We start from the raw sequence: 24,220 nt of genomic DNA on the forward strand, positions 1-24,220 counted from the left end.
GGACGGAAGAATCTTGGCCAATCTGTGGAGTGTGGCCGTGACCTGACTCGGAATCGAACAGAGCCGGGGACTTCCACAGGCTTGGGATGCGGGCGGGACGGGTTTCGAGGCGGTTCGGCGGGGGTTCGGGACGGGTTCCGAGGCGGGTTTCGAGGCGGTCGAGGGGCAGTCGGGGGGCGGGGCCGGAGTGTTCCGGAGCGTCTGGGCGAAGGATGCAGAGCGGCAGGGAACGGCCGGCCGCCCCACACGGCGCAGGGAGCCTGCAGAACGACGAAGGGCGCCCCGGGAGTACGTACGTCCCGGGGCGCCCTCAAAAGCTCTGGCCGGCCCCCTGGCTGAGCCCGCGTCAGCCGTTCTTGATGCGGTTCGTCAGCTCGGTCACCTGGTTGTAGATGGACCGCCGTTCCGCCATCAGCGCCCGGATCTTGCGGTCCGCGTGCATCACCGTCGTATGGTCGCGGCCGCCGAACTGCGCCCCGATCTTGGGCAGCGAAAGGTCCGTCAGCTCACGGCACAGGTACATCGCGATCTGCCGGGCCGTCACCAGGACGCGGCTGCGCGAGGATCCGCACAGGTCGTCCACGGTCAGCCCGAAGTAGTCCGCGGTCGCCGCCATGATGGCGGTCGCGGTGATCTCGGGGGCCGCGTCCTCGCCGCCCGGGATCAGGTCCTTGAGGACGATCTCGGTCAGGCCCAGGTCCACCGGCTGGCGGTTGAGGGAGGCGAAGGCCGTGACGCGGATCAGCGCCCCCTCCAGCTCGCGGATGTTGCGCGAGATGCGGGAGGCGATGAACTCCAGCACCTCCGGCGGCGCGTTCAGCTGCTCCTGGACCGCCTTCTTGCGCAGGATCGCGATCCTGGTCTCCAGCTCGGGCGGCTGCACGTCGGTGATCAGGCCCCACTCGAAGCGGTTGCGCAGCCGGTCCTCCAGGGTCACCAGCTGCTTGGGCGGGCGGTCCGAGGACAGCACGATCTGCTTGTTCGCGTTGTGCAGCGTGTTGAAGGTGTGGAAGAACTCCTCCTGCGTCGACTCCTTGCTGGCCAGGAACTGGATGTCGTCGACGAGCAGGATGTCCATGTCGCGGTAGCGCTTGCGGAACGCGTCCGCCTTGCCGTCGCGGATGGAGTTGATGAACTCGTTGGTGAACTCCTCCGAGCTCACGTACCGCACCCGGGTGCCCGGGTAGAGGCTTCGCGCGTAGTGCCCGATGGCGTGCAGCAGGTGCGTCTTGCCGAGCCCGGACTCGCCGTAGATGAACAGCGGGTTGTACGCCTTGGCCGGCGCCTCGGCCACCGCCACCGCCGCGGCGTGCGCGAAGCGGTTGGAAGCGCCGATGACGAAGGTGTCGAAGAGGTACTTCGGGTTCAGCCGGGCGGTCGGCTCGCCGGGGCCGGTCGCGGGCGCGGGCTGCGCGGCGAGCGGGCTGGGGGCGCCGCTGGGCGCCGTCATCCCGCCGGGGCCGGGGTTCTGGATGTGCGCGGGCGGCTGGTGCTCGGACAGGTCGCGGCGCTGCGGCGGCTGCTGCTCGTAAGGGGAGCGCCCCTCCGAGTGCTGGTGCTGCGGCGGCCCCGAGTGCTCGGTAGCCGGCGAACGGTAGTCGTTCTGTGACCGCTGGGAGTGCTGCTGTACGTGGGACGGGGGCGGCGTGGCGTACGGGTCGCGCTCGGGGAAGCCGCCCAGGCGCTGCTGCTGCCAGCCGTAGTCCTCACGCGGGCCGGGCCCGGAGCCGGGGCCGCCTTGGCCGCCCATGCCGGGGTGCTGCTGCGGCCAGGCGCCGGGCTCGTGCCGGGGCTGCTGGTGTTGCTGATGCTGCTGGTACTCGGGATAGGCGGGGCGCACGGTCGGCAGGTCGTCGTCCTGGTGGCCGTAACCCTGCCGGTTGTCGTAGCCGTCGCTCTGCCTGCTGTCGTAGCCGCCGTACGTCTCGTGCTGCTGACCGGGCTGGCCCGGCTGCTGCTGGGGCTGGTGGTGCTGCTGCCTGTGCGGCGGCTGCTGAGACTGCGGGAGCTGCTGCTGCGGCTCCTCGGCGGAGTCGTCGACCGTGATCGCGATCCGGATCGGGCGGCCGCACTCGTGGCTCAGCGCCTCACCGATGAGCGGCGCGAGCCGGCCCTCCAGCACGCCCTTGGCGAATTCGTTGGGGACGGCCAGCAGCGCGGTGTCGGCCACCAGCGCCAGCGGCTGGGTCCGCTTCAGCCAGTCCTGGTCCTTCGGCTTGAGGCTGTCGCTTTCCGCGCGTAGGAGGTGATCAAGTACGCGTGGCCACACTGCGGCAAGATCGGCAGGTACGTCAGCCACAGAGCACGCTCTCTCACTGGTCCCACGAATGTGTGATTCTCAGGACGGGCGGGAAGGAATCGGAGTTGACCCACGGTAGTCAGGGCGACCCTGGTGATTCAAGTTGTTGTCCACAGGCTGTGCATAGTGTGTCCCGGCCGAGGGCCGGTTTGACCGGATGACGCCGCCGCGCGTACCGTAACCAGGTCGAGTTGTCGATGGCTGCTGCCGCCTGCCTCCGATGGGCAAAGATCGCGCTCTAGTGATCGTGTAGCGGTGCACTCGGGCGTTGCGAGCTACTCGTGGGCGCACGGTGACAGCCAGTCGACGCCCCACACCTGTCTCCCCGGAGACACCAAGCATCTCTGGAGCCCCCGAGTGAGCAAGCGCACCTTCCAGCCGAACAACCGCCGTCGCGCGAAGACCCACGGCTTCCGCCTGCGTATGCGCACCCGTGCCGGCCGCGCGATTCTCGCGTCCCGCCGTGGCAAGGGTCGCGCCCGCCTGTCGGCCTGAGCCCTGAGCTAGGTCCATGACGTGCTGCCTACCGAGCATCGGCTGAGGCGGCGCGAGGACTTTGCGACCGCGGTACGCCGGGGACGCAGGGCCGGGCGCCCGCTCCTCGTCGTCCATCTACGCAGCGGCGTAACGGACCCGCACGCAGCGGGGGAAACCCTTCCCCCGGCGCGTGCGGGTTTCGTCGTGAGCAAGGCCGTCGGCGTCGCCGTGGTCCGCAACAAGGTCAAGCGGCGGTTGCGCCACCTCGTGCGCGACCGGCTGGACCGGCTGCCCGCCGGTAGCCTGGTTGTCGTACGGGCGCTGCCCGGCGCAGGTGATGCGGGTCACGACCAGCTGGCCCGCGACCTGGACACCGCGCTGCAGCGGCTGCTGGGTGGAAATCCCCCAACCGAAGGTCAGGGGAGGGTGCCGCGATGAAGTACCCGCTGCTGCTGTTGATCAAGCTGTATCAGTGGACCATCAGCCCTTTGCTGGGCCCGGTCTGCAGGTACTACCCGTCGTGCTCGCACTATGGCTACACGGCCATCGACCGGCACGGCGCGGTGAAAGGGACCGCGCTGACGGCTTGGCGCATCCTGCGTTGCAACCCGTGGTCGCCAGGTGGCGTCGACCACGTCCCACCCCGGAAGCGTCCGGTCTGGCATCAGCGGCTGAGGAGCCGCCTGGGCGGGCCCACCGCCCCTGAGCCTGCCGCACAGCCTGAGACTCAGCCCACCGCCCAAGGAGCCTGATTCGTGGACACGATCCTCAGTCCTCTCTATTACGCAGTTTCCTGGATCATCGTCCAGTTCCACTCGTTCTACAGCCTCATCTTCGACGAGAACAGTGGCGCGGCGTGGGGTCTGTCCATCGTCTCGCTGGTGGTACTGATCCGTATCTGCCTGATCCCGCTCTTCGTGAAGCAGATCAAGTCGACGCGGAACATGCAGGCGCTCCAGCCGAAGATGAAGGCGATCCAGGAGCGCTACAAGAGCGACAAGCAGCGTCAGTCCGAAGAGATGATGAAGCTGTACAAGGAGACGGGCACCAACCCGCTCTCCAGCTGCCTGCCGATCCTGGCGCAGTCGCCCTTCTTCATCTCGCTGTACCAGGTCCTCAGCCACATCGCGAACAACCAGACGGTCGGCGTCATCAACCAGTCGCTGCTGGAGAGCGCGCAGCGGGCGCACATCTTCGGCGCCCCGCTGGCCGCGAAGTTCCTGGACACGCCGGAGAAGCTCGAAGCCCTGGGCGCCTCGGTCACCAACGTGCGCGTGGTCACGGTCATCATGATCGTGCTGATGTCGGCCTCGCAGTTCTACACGCAGCGCCAGCTGATGACGAAGAACGTCGACCTCACGGTCAAGACGCCGTTCATGCAGCAGCAGAAGATGCTGATGTACGTCTTCCCGGTCATGTTCGCCGTCTTCGGCATCGGCTTCCCCGGCTTCCCCGTCGGCGTTCTCCTGTACTGGCTGACCACCAACGTGTGGACCATGGGCCAGCAGATGTTCGTCATCCGCCGCAACCCGACTCCGGGCAGCAAGGCCTTCGAGGAGCGCCAGCAGCGGCTGCGTGCCAAGGGCAAGCTCAAGGAGGACCCGGCCGAGGTCGAGGCCAGGAAGGCCGTCGAGGAGGCGCGCCAGAACCGGCAGCAGCCCAAGCGGCAGAGCAAGGCCCAGCGCCAGACCCAGCCGGCCGGCGGCGCCAAGCCGGCCGGTGGCACCCCGCAGCGCCGCACCCGCGCCGGTGCCGGCTCCAGCGCTTCCGGTGCCTCCTCGGACGCTTCGGAGAAGCAGTCGCTGGAGAAGCAGGCACCGCAGGACAGCAAGCCGAAGGGCGGCTCCTCCGCCTCCGGCTCCCGTAACGCCAAGTCCGGACAGCGCAAGGGCCAGCAGCGGCCCAAGCACCCGTCCAAGAAGTAAGAAGGAGTCCTTCCGTGACGGACACGACCCGCCCCTCGTCTTCGACAGGGGGGACCCCGGCCGCTGAGGGCACCGACACCCTGACCCGCCTGGAGCAGGAGGGGGAGATCGCGGCCGACTACCTCGAGGGCCTGCTGGACATCGCCGACCTCGACGGCGACATCGACATGGACGTCGAGGCCGACCGCGCCGCCGTGTCGATCATCAGCGACTCGACCAGCCGTGACCTGCAGAAGCTGGTGGGCCGTGACGGTGAGGTGCTGGAGGCGCTCCAGGAGCTGACCCGCCTCGCGGTGCACCGCGAGACCGGTGACCGCAGCCGCCTCATGCTGGACATCGCGGGCTTCCGGGCCCGCAAGCGTGAGGAGCTCGCGGAGCTGGGCGCGAAGGCGGCGGAGGAGGCCAAGGGATCCGGTGAGCCGGTGAAGCTGGCGCCGATGACGCCCTTCGAGCGCAAGGTCGTGCACGACGCCGTGGCGGCGGCCGGGCTGCGCAGCGAGTCCGAGGGCGAGGAGCCCCAGCGCTGTGTGGTGGTCCTCCCGGCCTGACGGCCCGAGTTCCTCTCAGCCTTGATGTAATTGGCCCCGTCTGCTCGCAGGCGGGGCCATGTCTTGTCAGCCTTACAACAGTCCAGGAAGGGCGGTTCCCGTGTCGGACGCAGCAGCGGAGCTCCCGCCGGCGCCGGATGTGGCGCGCGAGGTGTTCGGTGAGTGTTTTCCGGAGGCCGTGCGCTACGGCGAGCTGCTCGCCGACGCGGGCGTACGCCGGGGGTTGATCGGGCCGCGTGAGGTGCCGCGGTTGTGGGAGCGGCACCTGCTGAACTGCGCGGTGCTCTCCGAAGTGGTCCCCGAGGGCGTCACCGTCTGTGATGTGGGCTCGGGGGCGGGGCTCCCGGGCATCCCGCTGGCCCTGGTGCGGCCGGACCTCAAGATCACTCTTCTGGAGCCGCTGCTGCGCCGCACCAACTTCCTCACGGAGGTGGTCGAGCTGCTCGGGCTCGACCACGTGACGGTGGTGCGCGGCCGCGCGGAAGAAGTCATGGGCAAGCTCCCCCAGGTGCACGTGGTGACGGCGCGGGCCGTGGCCCCGCTCGACCGGCTGGCGGGGTGGGGTGTCCCGCTGCTGCGGCCTTACGGCGAGATGCTGGCCCTCAAGGGGGACACCGCGGAGGAGGAGCTGAAGGGGGCCCGAGCCGCGCTGAGCAAGCTCGGTGTGGTGGAGACCTCGGTGGTGCACGTCGGCGAGGGGATCGTGGAACCGATGTCGACCGTGGTGCGTGTCGAGGTCGGCGAGAGCCCGGGCGGTGTGCGCTTCGCGGCCAAGCGGGCCAAGGCGGCCAGGCCCAGCCGGGCAGCGAGGGGGCGGCGTCGCTGAGCGCGGCTCATCGAGCCGCCAACTAGGCCGAAAAAGCCAACAAACGACGCAAAGCGGAGTGTCGCGTACAAAACGGACGCGTCACTGTCATCGTGTTTCACGTGAAACGTCGTTCTCTGCTGCATGGAATCATCAGTCGCGGTCGCGCGGCTGCCGCGCCGCGTGACCGGAAACCCACACGGGTCACGGAAGTGTCCACAGAGGTGGATTCATCCACAGGAGAACGGACCTCACTGGTTCACGACACCGGAAGCATGGCAGGCTCTGAGAACTGCGAGCCTGATGTCGAGGAGAGTGAATCCTTGCGGTCCGACGCCAACATCGCGGGACCGATGACCGATCCGGTCCCCGGTCCCCGTAGCGAGTCGCCCGGGGATGACGTTTCACGTGAAACGCCACCCCCCATGGACGACACCCCGATCGGTCGTGCAGCTCAGCTGGCGGTGGAGACGCTCGGCCGCTCGGGAGAAGCGCTACCCCGGCCCGAGGAAACCCGGGTCATGGTGGTCGCCAACCAGAAGGGCGGGGTCGGCAAGACCACCACCACGGTCAACCTTGCCGCCTCCCTGGCCCTGCACGGCGCCCGCGTCCTGGTCATCGACCTCGACCCGCAGGGCAACGCCTCCACAGCCCTCGGCATCGACCACCACGCGGAAGTGCCCTCCATCTACGACGTGCTGGTGGAGAGCAAGCCGCTCTCCGGCGTCGTGGTGCCGGTCCCGGACGTGGAAGGGCTGTTCTGTGCGCCCGCCACGATCGACCTGGCCGGCGCCGAAATCGAGCTTGTCTCGCTGGTGGCCCGGGAGAGCAGGCTGGACCGGGCCATCAAGGCGTACGAACAGCCGCTGGACTACATCCTCATCGACTGCCCGCCCTCGCTCGGCCTGCTGACCGTCAACGCCCTGGTCGCCGGCGCCGAGGTGCTGATCCCCATCCAGTGCGAGTACTACGCGCTGGAGGGCCTCGGCCAGCTGCTGCGCAACGTCGACCTGGTGCGCGGGCACCTCAACCCCAAGCTGCACGTGTCGACAATCCTGCTCACCATGTACGACGGCCGGACCCGGCTCGCCTCCCAGGTCGCGGAGGAGGTGCGCAGCCACTTCGGCAACGAGGTGCTGCGCACCAGCATCCCCCGCTCGGTGCGCATCTCTGAGGCGCCCAGCTACGGGCAGACGGTTCTCACCTATGACCCGGGATCCAGCGGTTCGCTCTCCTACCTGGAGGCGGCCCGGGAGATCGCTTTGCGCGGAGTCCCCCAGCCCGGGGGGCAGGGGCTCACCGTGAACTACGAACCACAGCACAGCATGTCGGAGGGGAATCAGTGAGCGAACGACGTAGAGGACTGGGCCGCGGGCTCGGTGCGCTGATCCCCGCGGCACCGCAGACCCCGGACAACACCGGTCCTGCGGTGGGCCGGGGGGCGACATCGCCGACCGCGGTCCCGGTACTGGCACCGGAGCGGGGGGTGGCGGCGGCGAAGGTCACCTCGATCGCCGCCAAGGCGGTTTCACGTGAAACGGAAGAGCCGCAGGAGGCAGAGACGGTCAAGGACGGTGTGGAGGAGGTTGCCGGGGCGCATTTCGCCGAGCTGCCGCTCGACGCGATCACCCCCAACCCGCGGCAGCCGCGTGAGGTCTTCGACGAGGATGCCCTCGCCGAACTCGTCACCTCCATCCAGGAGGTGGGCCTGCTCCAGCCGGTGGTCGTCCGGCAGACCGGCCCCGAGCGGTACGAGCTCATCATGGGCGAGCGCCGCTGGCGGGCCTGCCGCGAGGTCGGCCTGGAGAAGATCCCGGCGATCGTTCGGGCGACCGACGACGAGAAGCTGCTGCTGGACGCGCTGCTGGAGAACCTCCACCGGGCGCAGCTCAACCCGCTGGAAGAGGCCGCGGCGTACGACCAGCTCCTGCGGGACTTCAAGTGCACGCACGACGAGCTGGCCGACCGTATCGGCCGGTCGCGTCCTCAGGTCTCCAACACCCTGCGGTTGCTGAAACTCTCGCCGTCCGTGCAGCGCCGCGTCGCTGCCGGGGTGCTGTCCGCCGGCCACGCCCGCGCCCTGCTCTCCGTGGACGACGCCGAGGAGCAGGACCGGCTGGCGCACCGCATCGTGGCCGAAGGGCTGTCGGTACGCGCGGTGGAGGAGATCGCGCAGCTGATGGGTTCCCGGCCCAAGAGCAGCGCCAAGGTGAAGGGCCCACGGGCCGGCACCCGTGTGGCCCCTGCCCTGACCGACCTTGCCTCCCGGCTGTCCGACCGCTTCGAGACCCGGGTGAAGGTCGACCTCGGTCAGAAGAAGGGCAAGATCGTCGTCGAGTTCGCCTCGATAGACGACCTGGAGCGCATCCTCGGCACGCTGGCTCCCGGGGAGGGGCGGGTGCTCGACAAGAGCCTCGCCGAGGAGACCGGCGAAGAAGAGTGAGCTGAGCCGTCAGGCCCACAGGGCGGGGCGTGTTCCGGGCCGATTCCGGAACACGACCCGCCCTTTCCTGTGTGGCGGTACCCGCTCACGCGGACCGTGGATACGATGCGATCGGGTATGGCGCACATCCACGGGGAAATCCCCACATCAAGGAGTAAGCCATGCGAACGGTGAGCCGCACCGGACTGGTGGCAGCGGGCTTCGGCCTCGGAGCAGTCGGTGGATTCGTCGGTGGCCTGCTCAGAGAGCGGGACATGCGGACGGCATCGCGCGGTGCGGCGGGCGAGGGAAGTGAGGACCAGTCTTCATGGGCCGTCGGCTCGTACCGCTCACGCTGGACAACCTTCCGGATCTCCCCAAGCGCTGCCGCTCCTGCGTCTTCTGGGAACTCGACCCTGTCAGCGGTGAGGCCGCGGTAAAGGCGGGCCGTCCGGAGCTGGAGAAGGAAGCCTGGATCTCGGCCGTGCTCCTGGAGTGGGGCTCATGCGGACGCGTGGTCTACGTGGACGACGTCCCGGTCGGCTTCGTGTTGTACGCCCCTCCCGCTTACGTACCGCGCTCCACGGCCTTTCCCACGAGCCCGGTGTCCCCCGACGCCGTGCAGCTCCTCACGGCCTGGCTGACACCCGGCTATCAGGGCCAGGGGCTGGGGCGGGTGATGGTGCAGACGGTGGCGAAGGACCTCATCCGGCGCGGTTTCAAAGCGATCGAGGCATTCGGCGACGCCCGCTGGGCAGAGCCCGCGTGCGTGCTCCCCGCGGACCATCTGCTGGCGGTGGGCTTCAAGACCGTACGCCCGCACCCCCGCTTTCCCCGCCTGCGGCTGGAACTGCGCACCACGATCTCCTGGAAGGAAGACGTCGAGCTGGCGCTCGACCGGCTTCTGGGAGCCGTGCAAAAGGAACCCGCCCTGCGGCCGCTGTAGGGCTTCCACCCTGTAGGGCTTCCACCCTGTAGGGCCTCCGCACAACGCGAACGGGCCCGGCCCCGGGAGGGGCGGGCCCGTTCGTGCGAACGCGGGAGCGATCAGATCAGGCGAGGAACTCGCCCAGGTCGCGCTCCAGCGCTGCCTTCGGCTTGGCGCCGACGATGGTCTTCACGACCTCGCCGTCCTTGTAGACGTTCATCGTCGGGATCGACATGACGCCGTACTTGGCGGTGATGGTGGGGTTCTCGTCGGTGTTCAGCTTCGCGATGACGATCTCGTCGTGCTCGGCGGCGATGGCCTCCAGCGACGGGGCGATCTGGCGGCACGGGCCGCACCAGGTGGCCCAGAAGTCCACGAGTACGGGCTTGTCGCTCTTGAGGACGACCTCTTCGAAGTTGGCGTCCGTCACGGTCACCGTGGCACCGGCCATGGCAATCTCCTTACTGAGTGGGGTTGGGGGCGGGGCGGGGGCGGAGTCAGGCGGAAGCGGTCTTCTCCGGCTCCGGGACGTCGTCGCTGTCCGAGAGCGCGGCGAGGTGCCGCTCGGCGTCCAGGGCCGCGGAGCACCCGGTGCCGGCCGCCGTGATCGCCTGGCGGTAGGTGTGGTCCACGACGTCGCCGGCGGCGAAGACACCCGTGAGGTTCGTACGGGTGCTGGGGGACTCCACCTGGAGGTACCCCTCGTCGTCCAGGTCCAGCTGGCCCTTGAACAGCTCGGTCCGCGGGTCGTGGCCGATCGCGATGAACAGGCCGGTCACCGGGAGCTCCGAGGTCTCGCCGGTCTTCAGGTTGCGCAGCGTCAGCCCGGAGAGCTTGTTCTCGCCGTGGATCTCGGCGACCTCGCTGTCCCAGACGAACTTGATCTTCGGGTCGGCGAAGGCGCGCTCCTGCATCGCCTTGCTCGCGCGCAGCGTGTCACGGCGGTGGACGATCGTGACCGACTTCGCGAAGCGGGAGAGGAAGGTGGCCTCCTCCATCGCGGTGTCGCCGCCGCCGACCACGGCGATGTCCTGGTCCTTGAAGAAGAACCCGTCGCAGGTGGCGCACCAGGAGACACCGCGGCCGGAGAGCTCGTCCTCGCGGGGCAGGCCCAGCTTGCGGTGCTGGGAGCCGGTGGTGACGATCACGGCCTTGGCGCGGTGCACCGTGCCGGCGGTGTCGGTGACGGTCTTGATCTCCCCGGACAGGTCGACCGAGACGACGTCGTCGGGTACCAGCTCGGCGCCGAACCGCTCGGCCTGTGCGCGCATGTTGTCCATCAGGTCCGGGCCCATGATGCCGTCACGGAACCCGGGGAAGTTCTCCACCTCGGTGGTGTTCATCAGCGCGCCACCGGCGGTGACGGCGCCCTCGAAGACCAGCGGCTTCAGAGAGGCACGGGCGGTGTAGAGCGCGGCGGTGTAGCCCGCGGGCCCGGAGCCGATGATGATCACGTTACGGACGTCGCTCACGGGTGTCTTCCTTGTCTCTGCCGACTGCTTGATGGGGCTCTCGGTGAACTCTCACCCCACCCAACGGATCCTACGGGGCAGGCATTCCCGCGGTGCCCCGGCGCCCTTACCGCCGGTTCAGTCTCGCCGGTACGAGTGGGTCAGCAGGACCTTGCCAGGGGCCGGCGGCGACGCGGAGACGCAGGAGGCCGCGATGACGTAGGCCGTGACGCGGCTGGGGTCGGTCGGGTGCGGCAGCACCAGGAGATAGGCGTCCTGGCCCTCATAGGAGCTTCGCGCGGAGGCCAGGGGTGCCTCGGTCCGTCCGGTGCCTTGCTGGACGCAGGAGGGGACGGTGTCCGTCGCTCCGCGCAGCGGGGAGTCGGAACTCCGGGTGCCGACTTCCGGCGTCTTCTTGGCGCCCGCGGAGGTGAGCAGGTCACGGACGCGTGACTCCAGTGTGGCGGCCGTCAACGTGGACGTGGCCCCGGCTCCCTTTTTCTCGGAGGCCGCGATGTGCGGCTTCTGCGCGCTGCCGTGCCCGGTGTCGGTGCCCGTGGTCTGGATGACTAGCGCGCCGACGCTGAGGACCGCGGCGGCGGCAGCGGCGCCGAGCACCGCCTTGGGCCAGCGCCGGGTACGGGACCGCGCGCCCGGTGTACGGCGGCCCGGGCCGGAGGCGGCGCGGGGATGACCGGTGGGCCGGGTGACCGGGCCGGACGTGTTCGCGGCCGGTGTCACCTCGGTTTCACGTGAAACGGAGGTGACGATGTCCGTCGGCGTTTCACGTGAAACGGAGAGGTCGTGGTCCGGCGCGGTGGAGTCGAGCAGGGCTTCGGCCGCCAGCGCGGCATCGATCCGCTCCGCCACGTCGGTGGGCATGCGGGTGGGGCCGGGGAGCGTGCCGAGAAGGCCCCGGATCTCCTCCAGGGAGGCGTGCACGTCCTCGCACAGCTCGCAGCACGCCAGGTGATCACGTAGATCGGCGGTACGGGACGGGGACAGCAGACCGTCCGTGAGCGCGGAGATCTCGGAGACCTCCGGGTGCTCGTCCGTGTCGGTCGTCGAAGTCACGAGCGCCCACCTCCGCCCTTCACGGCATCTGTGTCCTTCGGCCCTGCCGCCTCTGGGACGGATGTCCCCTGCGCCCGGTTCCTTCCCCCGCTGACGGGTCTGCTATCCCCGCCACCTGAGCGCAGATGGGTGAGCATCGGCAAAAGTCTCGCCCGGCCCCGCGCACAGCGGCTCTTCACCGTTCCCGTGGGGACGTCGAGGATCTCCGCGGCTTCCGCCACGGGATACCCCTGCATATCAACGAGCACCAGGGCGGCACGTTGTTCTTCGGGCAGGGTGCGAAGCGCGCTCAGTAGTTCCCGGTGCAGGTCCTGCCGCTCGGCCGGCACCGCGGCGGACTCGTGCGGCTCCAGCAGTTGTTCCAGCCGTTCGGTCTCGGCGACGGGAGACGTACGGCGGGAGGCCGCCTTGCGGGCCCGGTCCAGGCAGGCGTTGACCGTGATGCGGTGCAGCCAGGTCGTGACGGCCGACTGGCCGCGGAAGGTGTGGGCGGCCCGGTAGGCGGAGACAAGCGCGTCCTGGACGGCGTCCGCGGCTTCTTCCCGGTCGCCGAGGGTACGGAGGGCCACCGCCCAGAGCCGGTCGCGGTGGCGCCGGACTATCTCGCCGAAGGCGTCGGGATCACCGGCGACGTGGCGAGCGAGAAGATCGCCGTCGCTGATGTCGTGAGGCCCGTAGGGTCCCGCCTCCACGTGCCCCCCTGTGCGGGTAGCGGATAACTGGGCCCCATTGAAGCCGGTCACCCGCAGGAAGTAAACAAGCCTTGTGAGTCGGCCGGATCCTGCGGGGACAGCGACCGGAACCGGCCCTTCGGGCGCCCGGTGAAGAGCGCCCGAAGGGGTCAGCCGCTGACCTTGATCTCCGAGATGCCGCCCCGGTAGCCGTCCCCGTCCTGGTCGACGGGGAGTTCCGTGATGTGGACCAGGAGGTAACGGGTCTTTACCGGCTTGTCCAGCTTCACGGACAGCGAGGAGCCGGCCTTCTCCAGCTTCGACAGGCGCTTCGAGAAGGCGCTGAGCGTCGTGGGGTTCGACGTTTCGGGGTCGGCGGCCAGGACTTCGGCCGTCTGTCCCGCCCGGTACATGCTGGCCTGTACTTCGGAGACATCCTTGACGCTGCCGAGGTCGACGATGACGCCGCTACCGTCCGCACGCTGCGGCAGGTTGCCGAAGTTCGCCCAGCCCCTGAACTCCCCGGTGATCCAAGCGGTGCTCGGGTCCCCGTCCACGGCGTTCGCGGCCACGTCACGGGAGGCGACGGGCGTGCTGGTCAGCGGGGAGAACTCGGTGCCGCCGGCGATCGCCAGCGGCTTCGGAGCGGGCTTCTTCTGCTGCGTACCGCCCTCCGGCTGCGTGTTTTCCTGGCTGTCCTGGCCTTCGCCCTGCAACAGAGTGTCCGCCAGCTGCCAGCTGCCGAGTCCCAGCGCCGCGATGAGCAGGCCGGAGACACACCACTTCAACGCCCGGCCGGTACGGCTCTGCAGCGGTGGCGGCGGGGTGGGCACCGGAGTGGCGGCGCGGGCCGCCGGTCCGCCGCTGCGCGTCGGCGGCTGGCCGTACGAGCCCTGCTGGAATGCGGTGCGCTGGTAAGGCGGCGGCGAGGTGAAGGACGGCTCCGGTGGGCGGATGCGCGGTATGGCCGTGACCGCTTTGGCCAGCTCTTCCGGGGTGGCGCAGGCCGGCTCCTGGCGGGAGGCGGTGGCCCCGTCGTTGACCAGCGCGCGCATGGCCAGTTCGGACAGCCCGCGGTGCACCCCGGCCCGGACCTGGTCCGGGGGGATCATGCCGACGTCCTTGGGCAGCCCCGACAGGCCGTACGCGTCGCTCTCGTACGGCCAGCGCTGGGTCAGGGCGGCGTACAGGAGCGCGCCGATCGCCTCGGTGTCCGTGCGCTGCGGGTGCTCGCTGGTGATGCCGCGCAGCGCGGCCATCACGGCCAGGCCGCGGATGCGGTACTGCCCGGACTCGGTCCGCAGCACCGAACCGGGGTTGAGCCTGAGATGGGACAGGCCCTCCCGGTGTGCGGCGGCCATCGCCTGGGAGACCTGGCTGACGAGCTGGTAGGCGTCGTGCGGTTCGAGCGGGCCGTTCGCGAGCACGGCCGTCAGCTCGGTCGCGTCCGGCAGCCACTCGTGCACGACGTAGACGAGGTCGTTCTCCTCGACCGCGTCGAGGACCTGCACGAAGCGAGGGTCACCGAGCAGCGCGGCGGAGCGCGCGGCGGACAGCACGGGCCGGGCGCGCGGGTGGTCCGCGGGCAGGATGTGTACGCCGACCGCACGGCGCAGTTTCTCGTCGACCGCACGCCAGCTGCTGAATCCGTCCAGACGGGTGACGCACTCTTCGAGGCGGTAGCGTCTGGCGAGCTTGTGGCCGCTGTGCAGTTCGGGCGGCTTGGTGTCGGTCACCGCGGCAGGCTGATCGCCGGTGTGTGCGGTGTCCTCGTCCGTGCCGGTTACGCTCTCGGCCTCCGCACCGTCGTTCGTGGCCTGTCCCGCCTGGGCGGTCAGCGGCTCTTCACCGCTCGTGTCGGCCACGTCGACGGCAGCCGTGCTCCGTTCCGCCACCGTCGTTCCTGCCTCCCCATCCGTTGCAGGCTCTAAGAGCCAAGACAATTGTGCCCACAGTCCGCCACTATGCACGACACACGGTTGCGGTCGATGGTTGTGCCCGCTCAGCGCCCCAGCTTGGCGCGCACCATGCCGACCATCGCGTTCATCTCCTCGATCCGCATCCGCTTCGCGGCGAGGAAGAAGACGGCGATCAGTGTGACACCACCACCGGCCAAGGCGGCCAGTGATCCGGTGAAGCCGCTGCCGAGCGCCAGGGTGATTCCGTATGCGGCGGCGCCGGCGACCACCGCGGCAGGCACACAGGCACCGGCGAGACGGGCGTACGTACGAATGACGTGCGGGCCGTCCAAGTCGCCACCCAGCCGTGTGCGCAGCCGCCGCCAGGCCACGCCGATGCCGACGGCGTAGGCCAGTCCATAGGCCGCGGCGAGGCCGACCACGACCCAGCGGGCCGGCAGGAGAAGGAAGCACAGACCGGAGACCGCGGCGTTGACAGCGGCGACGATCACGGTGTTGAAGAACGGCGTGCGGGTGTCCTCGTAGGCGTAGAAACCGCGCAGGACGACGTACTGCGCGGAGTACGGAATCAGGCCCAGGCCGAACGCCATGATGACGTAACCGATGTTGGTGGCGCCGGAACCCGCGCTGGAGAACATCAGCGTCGCCATCGGGACACCGAGCGCCAGGAAGGCGAAGGCGCACGGCACGATGGCCACGGCCGACGTGCGCAGGCCGTAGGAGATGTCGTCGCGGACGGCGGTGACGTCCCCGTCGTGCGCGGCCCGGGAGATGCGCGGCAGGACGGCGGTCATGACCGAGACGGTGATGATGGCCTGCGGCATCTGCCAGAGCTGCAGCGCGTAGTTGTAGGCGGTGATACCGGTGCCGGAATGGCCCTCGCCCTCGGCCACCGAGCCGGCCCAGGTGGCGATCTGGGTCACCACGACCATGCCGAGTTGGTTGGCGAGGACGAAGAAGAAGGTCCACTTGGCCAGCCGGGCGGCCTTGCCCAGCCCGTGGCCGCGCCAGTCGAAACGGGGGCGGAGCCGGAAACCGGCGTCCCGGAGGTAGGGGAACATGGCGAGCGCCTGCACGGTCAGACCGAGCAGCGTGCCGAGGCCGAGCAGCCGAATGGCCTCGGCGGAGACGTTGCCCGCGCTCACGCCGCTCTGCGAGAAGCTGCCGAAGACCCAGATGAAGGCCCCGAAGGTCGCGATCACGATGATGTTGTTCAGGACCGGGGTCCACATCATCGCGCCGAACCGGCCACGGGCGTTCAGGATCTGGCCCAGCACGACGTGCACACCCATGAAGAACATGGTGGGCAGGCAGTAGCGGGCGAAGGCGACCGCGACGTCCATCTGCTCGGGGTCGGAGGCGATCTTCGGCGACATGATGCCGATGAAGACCGGCGCCGCGAGCACACAGACCGTGGTGACACCGGCCATGAGCACGGTGACCAGCGTCAGCAGGCGGTTGGCGTACGCCTCACCGCCGTCCTCGTCGTTCTTCATGGCCCGCACCAGCTGCGGGATGAACACGGCGTTCAGGGCGCCGCCGCCGACGAGGATGTAGATCATTGTCGGCAGGGTGTTGGCGACCTGGTACGAGTCGTTGAGGGTGCCGACGCCGATCGCCGCGGCGATGACGAGGTTGCGGACGAAACCCAGGATGCGGGAGACCAGCGTGCCCGCCGCCATGACCGCACTGGACTTGAGCAGGCTGGAGGCGCGCCCGCCGGAACGCTTGGCGGGGGCGGCCGGCTCGGGCGCGGGCACCGGCGGCTGCTCCGGTACGGAAGCGGCCTGCGGCACGGGCTCCGGCTGCGGGGTCATCGGCTGCGGCGCCACCGGGCGCTGCGGCTCGTACGGCTGCTGCTGGTCGCGGTAGAGGTGGGCGAAGGCGTCCGGCTCCGGGCGCTCGTCGGCGGCCTGCGAGATCAGGTCATCCACGCCGACGAACTGCGTCGCGGCGGCGTCGTCACCGTAGGGGAGGTGCCGCGTCGGCCCCTGGGGCTCGGGTGGCGGAGGCGGTGCCCAGACCTGCGGGTCGGGTGTGGGCTGAGGAGCGGGCGGCTGCTGGTAGAGCGGGTGCGGGGACTGGCCGTGCTGCGGCGGGGGGTGCGCGGACCGGTCGTAGAACACGTCGTGGACCGGGTCCTGGGCCGTGGGGTCCTGGGACCGGTACGGGTCGTTGGCGTACGCGTCCTGCATGTACGGGTCATGGGGCGGCTGCCCCTGGGGCGTCGGCGGTCCCTGACCCGCGGGGGTGTCGCTCGCACCCCTGCCGCGGTCCCCGTCGTACGGCGCATTCATCGCTGCCCCACCTCATCCGTCGCCGGCCATCCGGCCCCGCCAACTATCAACGGTCCACTTTCTCACCTGAGCCGGACGCGTCCGTGCTTTCCGAACCGGTGTCCGGCTCGGGGTCACCCGGCTGCACCGGGCCGTCACCGTCCGTCCCGCCGTCGTCCCCGTTGCCGCCGTCGGTCCCCTCCGCGTCGCGGTGGGCCGCGGCGCGCTTGCGCTGGAGGTAGATACGGACACCGGCGAGCACGAGCAGCAGCACGCCCACCGCGATGACGAGCATGATGGCCGAGGTGATCTCGGTGACGTTCACCTGGAAGGACATCGGCCGGCCGTACGGCTTGCCGTCGGAGGTGTAGAGCTGCGCCGTCACCTGCACCGGGCCGTTGGCGTTCGCCGTCGTGTCGAACTTGAACGACTGGCTGTGCCCGCCGTCGACCGTGATCTGCTGCGGCTCACCCGCGTCGAGCCGGTTGGGCTGCGAGGACGTGAGCTCCAGCGTGAGGCCCTTGACGCCTTGCACCAGGTTGTTCTGCACCGTCACCGGAATCGTCGCGCTGCGCCCGGAGAGCGTCGCGTCCGACTTCTGGATCAGCTGCACGTTCTTCGTCAGGCCGTCGAGGTAGCTGTGCACGGAGGCGCGGAACGCCGCGGCGCCCGCTGTGTCGCCCCGCCACTCGGTCGACATCTCGCGCATGATCGCGTTGCCGAACGGTGTGACCACGCGCCCGGGCTGCGACAGGATGAGCTCGAAGTCGTCCAGCTCGGTCTGGGTTTTCTGGATCTGCTCGAAGGCCTCGGTCGGCAGTTCCTGCTTGCGCAGCGAGTCCGGGTACTCACTAGCCGCGGGCACCTCGCGGTTGGCCCCGGGGTCGGGGGCGGCCTTGGCGGCGCTTCCCAGGTTCAACGGCTCGGCCCACCGGCCCGGCGCCAGGGCCTTCACGCCGGCGGCCATCGCCTGGGCCTGGCTGACCGAGGGGGTGCGCTGCGGTGCGACGACGATGTTGCGCTGCCTCCCGGGCTCCTGGCCGTTGACCATCAGGCTCTGGGCGAGGAACTGCTGGATGGCGAGCGTGGAGTTCTCCGCCTTGGACAGGTCGCCCTCGAAGGCGGTGGAAAGCCCTGCGTCCGCGACGATGGCGGTGTTGCCACTGCCGATGGGGCGGGCCGCCGTCGGACTGTAGGAGAGGCTGTTCTCCTGGAGGCTGTCGCTGCGGGCGATGATGTTGTGGGCGCCGCCCGAGGTGGCCACGTCGACGATCGAGGAGTCGACGGCACCGTCGGCGGGCCAGGCGAAGTCGGTACGGGGCTTGACGCCCAGGATGGTCTCCACGGTCTTGGCCGCCAGCGTCGTGGCGGGGCCGAGGTGGCCGAGGGCGCTGGGCACCTCCTTGCCGCGGTGGGCGAGTGAGGCCAGGTCGGGATCGCCGAACGGCAGGGCGACGACCTCGTGGGTCTTCACCGCCTCTTCCACCTGGCTCAGCCACTGCTTGGCGACCGCCTGGTTCTTGCCCGCGGTGGGCCCGTTCGGCCCTTCGACCTTGTAGGTCTTGGTCATCGCGTCGACGGAGGCGAGCACGTCGGGGTCGATGACGAAGGTGACGGGTAGGTCCTTGCCGAGCGCGACGAGCTGCTGGAGCCGCCCGCCGGGGGCGATCTCCGCGGCCAGGTTGTCGTTGCGGAAGACCGGCGTCTGCTCCGCGTCCGCGTCCGTCTCCGCGGTGAGGTGCGTCGAGGAGATCAGCGGCCACAGGTACGTGAGCTGGGTCTTCTTCTCGGTGTCGGAAGCCTGCCAGGGCAGGAACGTCCGCTTCATGCCGAGTACCTGCTCGTACGACGTGCCCTGGGCCCGCCCGGAGAGGGATACCCCGAGCTGGTAGACGCCGTCGCTGCCCAGGCCGAGGTCCTTGACCGGTACCTGGAGGGTGAACGTGCGGCTGACGCCCGGCTCCAGCTTGTCGATCTTCTGGGTGCGGTTCTGGATCTCCTGTCCGTCCGCGGACGAGAAGCCGGTGCGCTTGGCGGCCGAGTCGATGGCGCTACGGCTGCTCAGGGCGGGGCCGAGCCGCAGGCCCACGTGCGCGTCGGTGATCGGGGAGTCGCCGTCGTTGGTGAGCGTCCCGGAGACGGTGAGTGTGTCGTCCTTTTTCGGCGCGGTCGGCGTGAGCGCGTCGACGGAGACGTCGACGGTGCGCGGGCCGCCCGCCGCGCGGGCCTCGGGGGCGTCCGGAAACTGCAGCATTCCCACCAGCAGCGGCACCCCGGCGACCAGCGCCGCGGCGCGGCGCAGCCACCGACCACGCGGCCGTTCACTCCCCTGGAACCCTGCCGCCTCGGCCACGCGTTCGCCCGTCCCTCGTCGTCGTCAGTGGTCGTCGGAATGTGCGTCCACGCATGGTAACGAGGACCGCTGTGCCGAAGTGCTGGGGACTGCTCCACAAGATCGCCGTCAGCCGGTTGCCGGGAAGTGGTTGTCCCCTTTTGACGGGGTGCCCGGCGCCGCGGAGCGACGGGGCGCCTCGCGCGACGCGGCCACGTACCCTGTTCTGTTGTGCCGAACGCCAACAATGACTTCCTCGCCCCGCAGCCCGAGCGGACCTCGCAGTCGACGAATGCCCTGAGCCAGGTGCAGCGCCGTGCCGTCGGCGAACTGCTGCGGGTGTCCCCCGTCGCGGACGATCTGGCCCGCCGTTTCCAGGAGGCCGGGTTCACGCTTGCCCTGGTCGGCGGCTCGGTGCGCGATGCCTTGCTCGGCCGGCTCGGCAACGACCTCGACTTCACCACCGACGCCCGCCCCGACGACGTCTTGAAGATCGTCCGGCCGTGGGCGGACGCGGTGTGGGAGGTCGGCATCGCCTTCGGCACGGTCGGCTGCAAGAAGGACTCGTTCGACATCGAGGTCACCACGTACCGCTCCGAGGCGTACGACCGCACCTCGCGCAAGCCCGAGGTCTCCTACGGCGACTCCATCGAGCAGGACCTGGTGCGCCGGGACTTCACGGTGAACGCCATGGCGGTGGCCCTGCCGCAGAAGGAGTTCATCGACCCGCACGACGGGCTGGAGGACCTGGCGGCACGTGTCCTGCGGACGCCGGGCACGCCGGAGGAGTCGTTCTCCGACGACCCGCTGCGGATGATGCGCGCCGCCCGGTTCGCCGCCCAGCTGGACTTCGAGGTCGCCGACGACGTCGTCTCCGCGATGAAGGCCATGGCCGAGCGCATCGAGATCGTCTCCGCGGAACGGGTGCGGGACGAGCTGAACAAGCTGCTGACGGGCTCCCACCCGCGTAAGGGGCTCAAGCTGCTGGTCGAGACGGGCATCGCCGACCGGGTCCTCCCGGAGCTGCCCGCGCTGCGACTGGAACGTGACGAACATCACCGTCACAAGGACGTCTACGAGCACTCGCTGACAGTGCTGGAACAGGCCATCGACCTCGAAGAGGACGGGCCGGACCTCGTGCTGCGCCTGGCGGCGCTGCTGCACGACATCGGCAAGCCGAAGACGCGTCGTTTCGAGAGCGACGGCCGGGTCTCCTTCCACCACCACGAGGTGGTGGGAGCGAAGATGACCAAGAAGCGGATGACCGCGCTGAAATACTCCAACGACATGATCAAGGATGTCTCGCTGCTGGTGGAACTGCATCTGCGGTTCCACGGCTACGGGACGGGCGAGTGGACCGACTCGGCGGTCCGCCGGTACGTGCGCGACGCCGGCCCGCAGTTGAAGCGCCTGCACAAGCTGACGCGGTCGGACTGCACCACGCGCAACAAGCGCAAGGCCAATGCCCTGTCCCGCGCGTACGACGGGCTGGAGGAGCGCATCGCGCGGCTGCAGGAGCAGGAGGAGCTGGACTCGATCCGCCCCGACCTGGACGGCAACGACATCATGCAGATCCTCGGCATCGCCCCCGGCCCTGAGGTCGGCAAGGCGTACAAGCACCTGCTCGAACTGCGGCTGGAGAACGGCCCGATGGAACGGGAGCAGGCAGTCGCCGCTCTGCAGGAGTGGTGGGCGGCTCAGAACTGAGCTTGTCGTTTCACGTGAAACACGGCGGCAGGCTGTCGTGTTTCACGTGAAACGGCCGACAGCACCCTTCCTCCTGAGGTCTTCACGGCGAAGCGCTCACCGCCGTGTGCAGCGAACCAGCGCCACTGCGGTCGCCGCATAGAGAAGAGCTATGACGAGGACGAGTGCGCTCGACTCGCCGCCCGGCGGCAGCATCAGCGCCGACACGGCAGCGGCGCTGACATAGGCGACGTTGAAGAGCATGTCGTAGACAGCGAAGACGCGGCCTCGGAAGGCGTCGTCCACCGAGGACTGCACCACCGTGTCCGTGGAAATCTTGACCGACTGGGTGCTGAGGGCAAGGACGAAGGCAGCAGCCAGCAATGGGCCGTAGGTGAAGGTGAGCCCCAAGCACGGAGACAGCACCGCCGACAGGCCCGCACAGCACGCCATCCAGCCCAGGGGCGTGAACCGTGCCACGGCTGACGGCGTGAGGAGCGCGGCCGCGAAGAAGCCCGCTCCGGAAACGCCGACGGCGATACCGAGCAGCGCCAGCCCGTCCGATTCGCTGTCCGTCCATGTGTACCGGCACAGCATCAGCACCATCACCGTCAGCGCTCCGTAGCAAAAACGCATGACGGCCATCCCGGCCAGCGCCGCAGTCGCGGTGCGGCGCCGTGCGAGGTGGCGCAGGCCCGCCACCAGGCCGCGCGCGGTGCTCATGAGGGCGGCGCCCACCTGCGGTTGAAGGTGTTCCGGCGCGGGGCCGAGCAGCCCTGGAGCCATCCGCAGGGAAACACCGGCGGCGCACAGGTACAGGGCCGCGGCCAGCAGTACGACGACGCTGTTGGAGTCCACGCCTGCCAGCCGGACGGCGAAAGCGAGTACGCCACCCGCGGTGGCCGCGAGCGTGCCTGCCGTCGGCGACAGGGAGTTGGCCGTGACCAGCCGCTCGGTGCCGGCCACCACGCGGGGCAGGGAGGCCGAGAGGCCCGCCAGCACGAAGCGGTTGACGGCCATGACGCACAGGGCGGAGGCGTAGAAGAGCCAGTCGGGGGCGCGGGCGGTGACCAGAGCCGCGGTGCCGACGGCGAGCACGGCGCGCAGCAGGTTGCCGTGGAGCAGGACCTGCCGACGCCTCCAGCGGTCGAGGAGTACGCCGGCGAAAGGGCCGAGGAGCGAGTACGGGAGTAGGAGAACCGCCATGGCGGAAGCGATGGCCGCGGGCGACGCCTGCTTCTCGGGGGAGAAGACGACGTACGCGGCGAGCGCGACCTGATAGACGCCGTCGGCGGCCTGGGAGAGGAGCCGTACGGCCAGCAGGGAGCGGAAGTCGCGCAGCTGGAGCAGTACGCGGAGATCACGCACAACGGGCATGAGGTCCAGCCTCACACAGGGCACAGGCCCCCGGGCGGTATTGCCAGGGGGCCTGCTGTGAAGCGTTACGGGCGCTGCTTAGCGCTCGACCTCACCCTTGATGAACTTCTCGACGTTCGCGTGCGCCTCGTCGTCGAAGTACTGAACGGGCGGCGACTTCATGAAGTAGGAGGACGCGGAGAGCACCGGGCCGCCGATGCCGCGGTCCTTGGCGATCTTCGCGGCGCGCAGGGCGTCGATGATGACACCCGCGGAGTTCGGGGAGTCCCAGACCTCCAGCTTGTACTCCAGGTTCAGCGGGACGTCACCGAAGGCGCGGCCCTCCAGGCGCACGTACGCCCACTTGCGGTCGTCCAGCCAGGCCACGTAGTCCGACGGGCCGATGTGGACGTTGTCCTCGCCCAGCTCGCGGTCGCGGATCTGCGAGGTGACGGCCTGGGTCTTGGAGATCTTCTTGGACTCCAGGCGGTCGCGCTCCAGCATGTTCTTGAAGTCCATGTTGCCGCCGACGTTCAGCTGCATCGTGCGGTCCAGGACGACGCCCCGGTCCTCGAAGAGCTTGGCCATCACGCGGTGCGTGATGGTGGCGCCGACCTGGGACTTGATGTCGTCACCGACGATCGGGACACCGGCCTCGGTGAACTTGTCCGCCCACTCCTTGGTGCCCGCGATGAAGACCGGCAGGGCGTTGACGAAGGCGACCTTGGCGTCGATGGCGCACTGGGCGTAGTACTTCGCGGCGTCCTCGGAGCCGACCGGCAGGTAGCAGACCAGGACGTCGACCTGCTTGTCCTTGAGGACCTGGACGATGTCCGCCGGGGTCTCCGCGGACTCCTCGATGGTCTGGCGGTAGTACTTGCCGAGGCCGTCGAGGGTGTGGCCGCGCTGGACGGTCACACCGGAGTGCGGCACGTCGCAGATCTTGATGGTGTTGTTCTCGCTGGCACCGATGGCGTCCGCCAGGTCGAGGCCGACCTTCTTGGCGTCGACGTCGAAAGCGGCCACGAACTCGATGTCACGCACGTGGTAATCACCGAACTGCACGTGCATGAGACCGGGCACGCGGCTGTCCGGGTCTGCGTCCTTGTAGTACTCGACGCCTTGTACCAGCGAGGCGGCGCAGTTGCCCACGCCGACGATGGCTACGCGAACCGAACCCATTCCGGTTGCTCCCTGTGTTCTCGACAAGACCCGCGGAATGCGGTGCCTCATGTGGTGGTGTCATCGGACGGATCCGGCCGGGAACCACCCCGACGCCGGGGCAGGCCGCCCGTATCCCCTGACGTGTCCTTCTGGTCCCGCTCCGCGGGATCCGCGGCGCGTTGATCGCGTCCGGCGCGTTCACTCTCGATCAGCTCGTTGAGCCACCGGACCTCGCGCTCAACGGATTCCATGCCGTGCCGCTGCAGTTCGAGGGTGTAGTCGTCCAGCCGCTCGCGCGTGCGTGCCAAGGAGGTGCGCATCTTCTCCAGGCGCTCCTCCAGCCGGCTGCGGCGGCCTTCCAGTACCCGCATTCGGACGTCGCGCGAGGTCTGTCCGAAGAAGGCGAAGCGGACGCCGAAGTGCTCGTCCTCCCACGCGTCCGGTCCGGAGTGCGCGAGCAGCTCCTCGAAGTGGCCCTTCCCCTCTGCCGTCAACCGGTAGACGATCTTCGCCCGGCGGCCGGTGAGGGACGCGGGAGTGGCCTCCGGCGCACCACCCGTCTCCTCGGTCAGCCAGCCGTTGGCGACCAGTGCCTTGAGACAGGGGTAGAGGGTGCCGTAGCTGAACGCACGGAAGACCCCCAGCGAGGTGTTGAGCCGTTTGCGCAGCTCGTAGCCGTGCATAGGGGACTCGCGGAGCAGCCCGAGGACAGCGAACTCAAGGATGCCGGACCGCCTGCTCATGTCCGCCTCCTTGGCCTCGTGCGTTCTTTATGCCGAGCTGATGTATCGACTCGATACATCCAGACGATAGATCGGTCATTCGAGAGGAACAAGAGGGGGGACGGTGAACGCCGTCACATCACTGATTCGTTCTACCCAACCTGA

The 24,220-nt window shown here is 69.3% G+C and carries 21 protein-coding genes; 10 read left to right on the plus strand and 11 right to left on the minus strand.

All coding sequences use genetic code 11. The annotated features are described in order from the left end of the window. Window positions 1-346 precede the first annotated feature (346 nt). The gene (gene dnaA / locus ACH4OW_RS07060) at window positions 347-2,299 is read right to left on the minus strand and encodes a chromosomal replication initiator protein DnaA (protein ID WP_398025594.1); all 1,953 of its coding nucleotides are present in this window, start codon (window positions 2,297-2,299) and stop codon (window positions 347-349) included. Between the two features lie 357 nt (window positions 2,300-2,656). Between dnaA and rpmH the strand changes: the two genes are divergently transcribed. From rpmH to ACH4OW_RS07105, 9 genes are all read left to right on the plus strand, one after another. Then, window positions 2,657-2,794, plus strand: coding sequence for a 50S ribosomal protein L34 (gene rpmH / locus ACH4OW_RS07065; protein ID WP_003949374.1), 138 nt, complete (start codon window positions 2,657-2,659; stop codon window positions 2,792-2,794). Window positions 2,795-2,815: 21 nt separating this feature from the next. Beyond that, on the plus strand, window positions 2,816-3,214 hold the full coding sequence (gene rnpA / locus ACH4OW_RS07070; protein WP_360125384.1) for a ribonuclease P protein component: 399 nt from the start codon (window positions 2,816-2,818) through the stop codon (window positions 3,212-3,214). Further along, window positions 3,211-3,528 carry a membrane protein insertion efficiency factor YidD gene (yidD, locus tag ACH4OW_RS07075; protein WP_360125382.1) on the plus strand — a complete coding sequence of 106 codons (318 nt, stop codon included), beginning with the start codon at window positions 3,211-3,213 and terminating at the stop codon, window positions 3,526-3,528. The genes rnpA and yidD overlap by 4 nt, the downstream gene beginning before the upstream one ends. 3 nt (window positions 3,529-3,531) lie before the next feature. Further along, window positions 3,532-4,701 (plus strand): membrane protein insertase YidC, encoded by a 1,170-nt coding sequence (gene yidC, locus ACH4OW_RS07080; RefSeq protein WP_360125381.1) that lies wholly within the window; start codon window positions 3,532-3,534, stop codon window positions 4,699-4,701. A gap of 14 nt (window positions 4,702-4,715) precedes the next feature. Then, window positions 4,716-5,249: a R3H domain-containing nucleic acid-binding protein gene (locus ACH4OW_RS07085; protein ID WP_360125379.1), complete on the plus strand. Its 534-nt coding sequence runs from the start codon at window positions 4,716-4,718 to the stop codon at window positions 5,247-5,249. A gap of 58 nt (window positions 5,250-5,307) precedes the next feature. Next, window positions 5,308-6,075 (plus strand): 16S rRNA (guanine(527)-N(7))-methyltransferase RsmG, encoded by a 768-nt coding sequence (gene rsmG / locus ACH4OW_RS07090; RefSeq protein ID WP_398025599.1) that lies wholly within the window; start codon window positions 5,308-5,310, stop codon window positions 6,073-6,075. Window positions 6,076-6,329: 254 nt separating this feature from the next. After that, window positions 6,330-7,400: a ParA family protein gene (locus tag ACH4OW_RS07095; protein ID WP_360125375.1), complete on the plus strand. Its 1,071-nt coding sequence runs from the start codon at window positions 6,330-6,332 to the stop codon at window positions 7,398-7,400. Next, window positions 7,397-8,497 carry a ParB/RepB/Spo0J family partition protein gene (locus tag ACH4OW_RS07100; RefSeq protein ID WP_398025603.1) on the plus strand — a complete coding sequence of 367 codons (1,101 nt, stop codon included), beginning with the start codon at window positions 7,397-7,399 and terminating at the stop codon, window positions 8,495-8,497. The genes ACH4OW_RS07095 and ACH4OW_RS07100 overlap by 4 nt, the downstream gene beginning before the upstream one ends. 307 nt (window positions 8,498-8,804) lie before the next feature. Beyond that, on the plus strand, window positions 8,805-9,422 hold the full coding sequence (locus tag ACH4OW_RS07105; RefSeq protein WP_360125371.1) for a GNAT family N-acetyltransferase: 618 nt from the start codon (window positions 8,805-8,807) through the stop codon (window positions 9,420-9,422). Window positions 9,423-9,528: 106 nt separating this feature from the next. On the opposite strand, the gene trxA is transcribed toward ACH4OW_RS07105, so the two are convergent. The 7 genes from trxA to ACH4OW_RS07140 form a co-directional block, all read right to left on the minus strand. Continuing rightward, the gene (gene trxA, locus ACH4OW_RS07110; protein ID WP_360125369.1) at window positions 9,529-9,855 is read right to left on the minus strand and encodes a thioredoxin; all 327 of its coding nucleotides are present in this window, start codon (window positions 9,853-9,855) and stop codon (window positions 9,529-9,531) included. A gap of 46 nt (window positions 9,856-9,901) precedes the next feature. Continuing rightward, a complete protein-coding gene (gene trxB / locus ACH4OW_RS07115) occupies window positions 9,902-10,876 on the minus strand; it encodes a thioredoxin-disulfide reductase (protein WP_360125367.1) in 975 nt (324 codons plus the stop codon). Window positions 10,877-10,993: 117 nt separating this feature from the next. Then, a complete protein-coding gene (locus ACH4OW_RS07120; RefSeq protein ID WP_398025608.1) occupies window positions 10,994-11,929 on the minus strand; it encodes an anti-sigma factor family protein in 936 nt (311 codons plus the stop codon). Further along, window positions 11,926-12,621, minus strand: a complete 696-nt coding sequence (gene sigM / locus ACH4OW_RS07125; protein ID WP_360125363.1) for an RNA polymerase sigma factor SigM — start codon at window positions 12,619-12,621, stop codon at window positions 11,926-11,928. Before sigM ends, ACH4OW_RS07120 begins: the two co-directional genes overlap by 4 nt. A gap of 149 nt (window positions 12,622-12,770) precedes the next feature. Beyond that, entirely contained in the window at window positions 12,771-14,495 is a 1,725-nt protein-coding gene (locus tag ACH4OW_RS07130; RefSeq protein ID WP_398025611.1) for a protein kinase family protein, read from the minus strand. 107 nt (window positions 14,496-14,602) lie between these two features. Beyond that, window positions 14,603-16,816 (minus strand): murein biosynthesis integral membrane protein MurJ, encoded by a 2,214-nt coding sequence (murJ, locus tag ACH4OW_RS07135; RefSeq protein WP_398025613.1) that lies wholly within the window; start codon window positions 16,814-16,816, stop codon window positions 14,603-14,605. 46 nt (window positions 16,817-16,862) lie between these two features. Further along, complete coding sequence (locus tag ACH4OW_RS07140) at window positions 16,863-19,148, minus strand: DUF6049 family protein (protein ID WP_398025615.1); 2,286 nt, start codon at window positions 19,146-19,148, stop codon at window positions 16,863-16,865. 210 nt (window positions 19,149-19,358) lie between these two features. On the opposite strand from ACH4OW_RS07140, the gene ACH4OW_RS07145 reads away from it, so the two are divergent. Continuing rightward, entirely contained in the window at window positions 19,359-20,834 is a 1,476-nt protein-coding gene (locus ACH4OW_RS07145; protein ID WP_398025617.1) for a CCA tRNA nucleotidyltransferase, read from the plus strand. 96 nt (window positions 20,835-20,930) lie between these two features. On the opposite strand, the gene ACH4OW_RS07150 is transcribed toward ACH4OW_RS07145, so the two are convergent. From ACH4OW_RS07150 to ACH4OW_RS07160, 3 genes are all read right to left on the minus strand, one after another. After that, window positions 20,931-22,190 (minus strand): MFS transporter, encoded by a 1,260-nt coding sequence (locus tag ACH4OW_RS07150; protein ID WP_398025619.1) that lies wholly within the window; start codon window positions 22,188-22,190, stop codon window positions 20,931-20,933. A 78-nt stretch (window positions 22,191-22,268) separates the two neighbouring features. After that, window positions 22,269-23,351 (minus strand): inositol-3-phosphate synthase, encoded by a 1,083-nt coding sequence (locus tag ACH4OW_RS07155; protein ID WP_360125351.1) that lies wholly within the window; start codon window positions 23,349-23,351, stop codon window positions 22,269-22,271. Window positions 23,352-23,398: 47 nt separating this feature from the next. After that, complete coding sequence (locus tag ACH4OW_RS07160; protein WP_360125350.1) at window positions 23,399-24,076, minus strand: PadR family transcriptional regulator; 678 nt, start codon at window positions 24,074-24,076, stop codon at window positions 23,399-23,401. Between the last annotated feature and the right edge of the window lie 144 nt (window positions 24,077-24,220).

It is taken from the genome of Streptomyces sp. NPDC017056 (assembly GCF_044332485.1).
GTDB lineage: Bacteria > Actinomycetota > Actinomycetes > Streptomycetales > Streptomycetaceae > Streptomyces.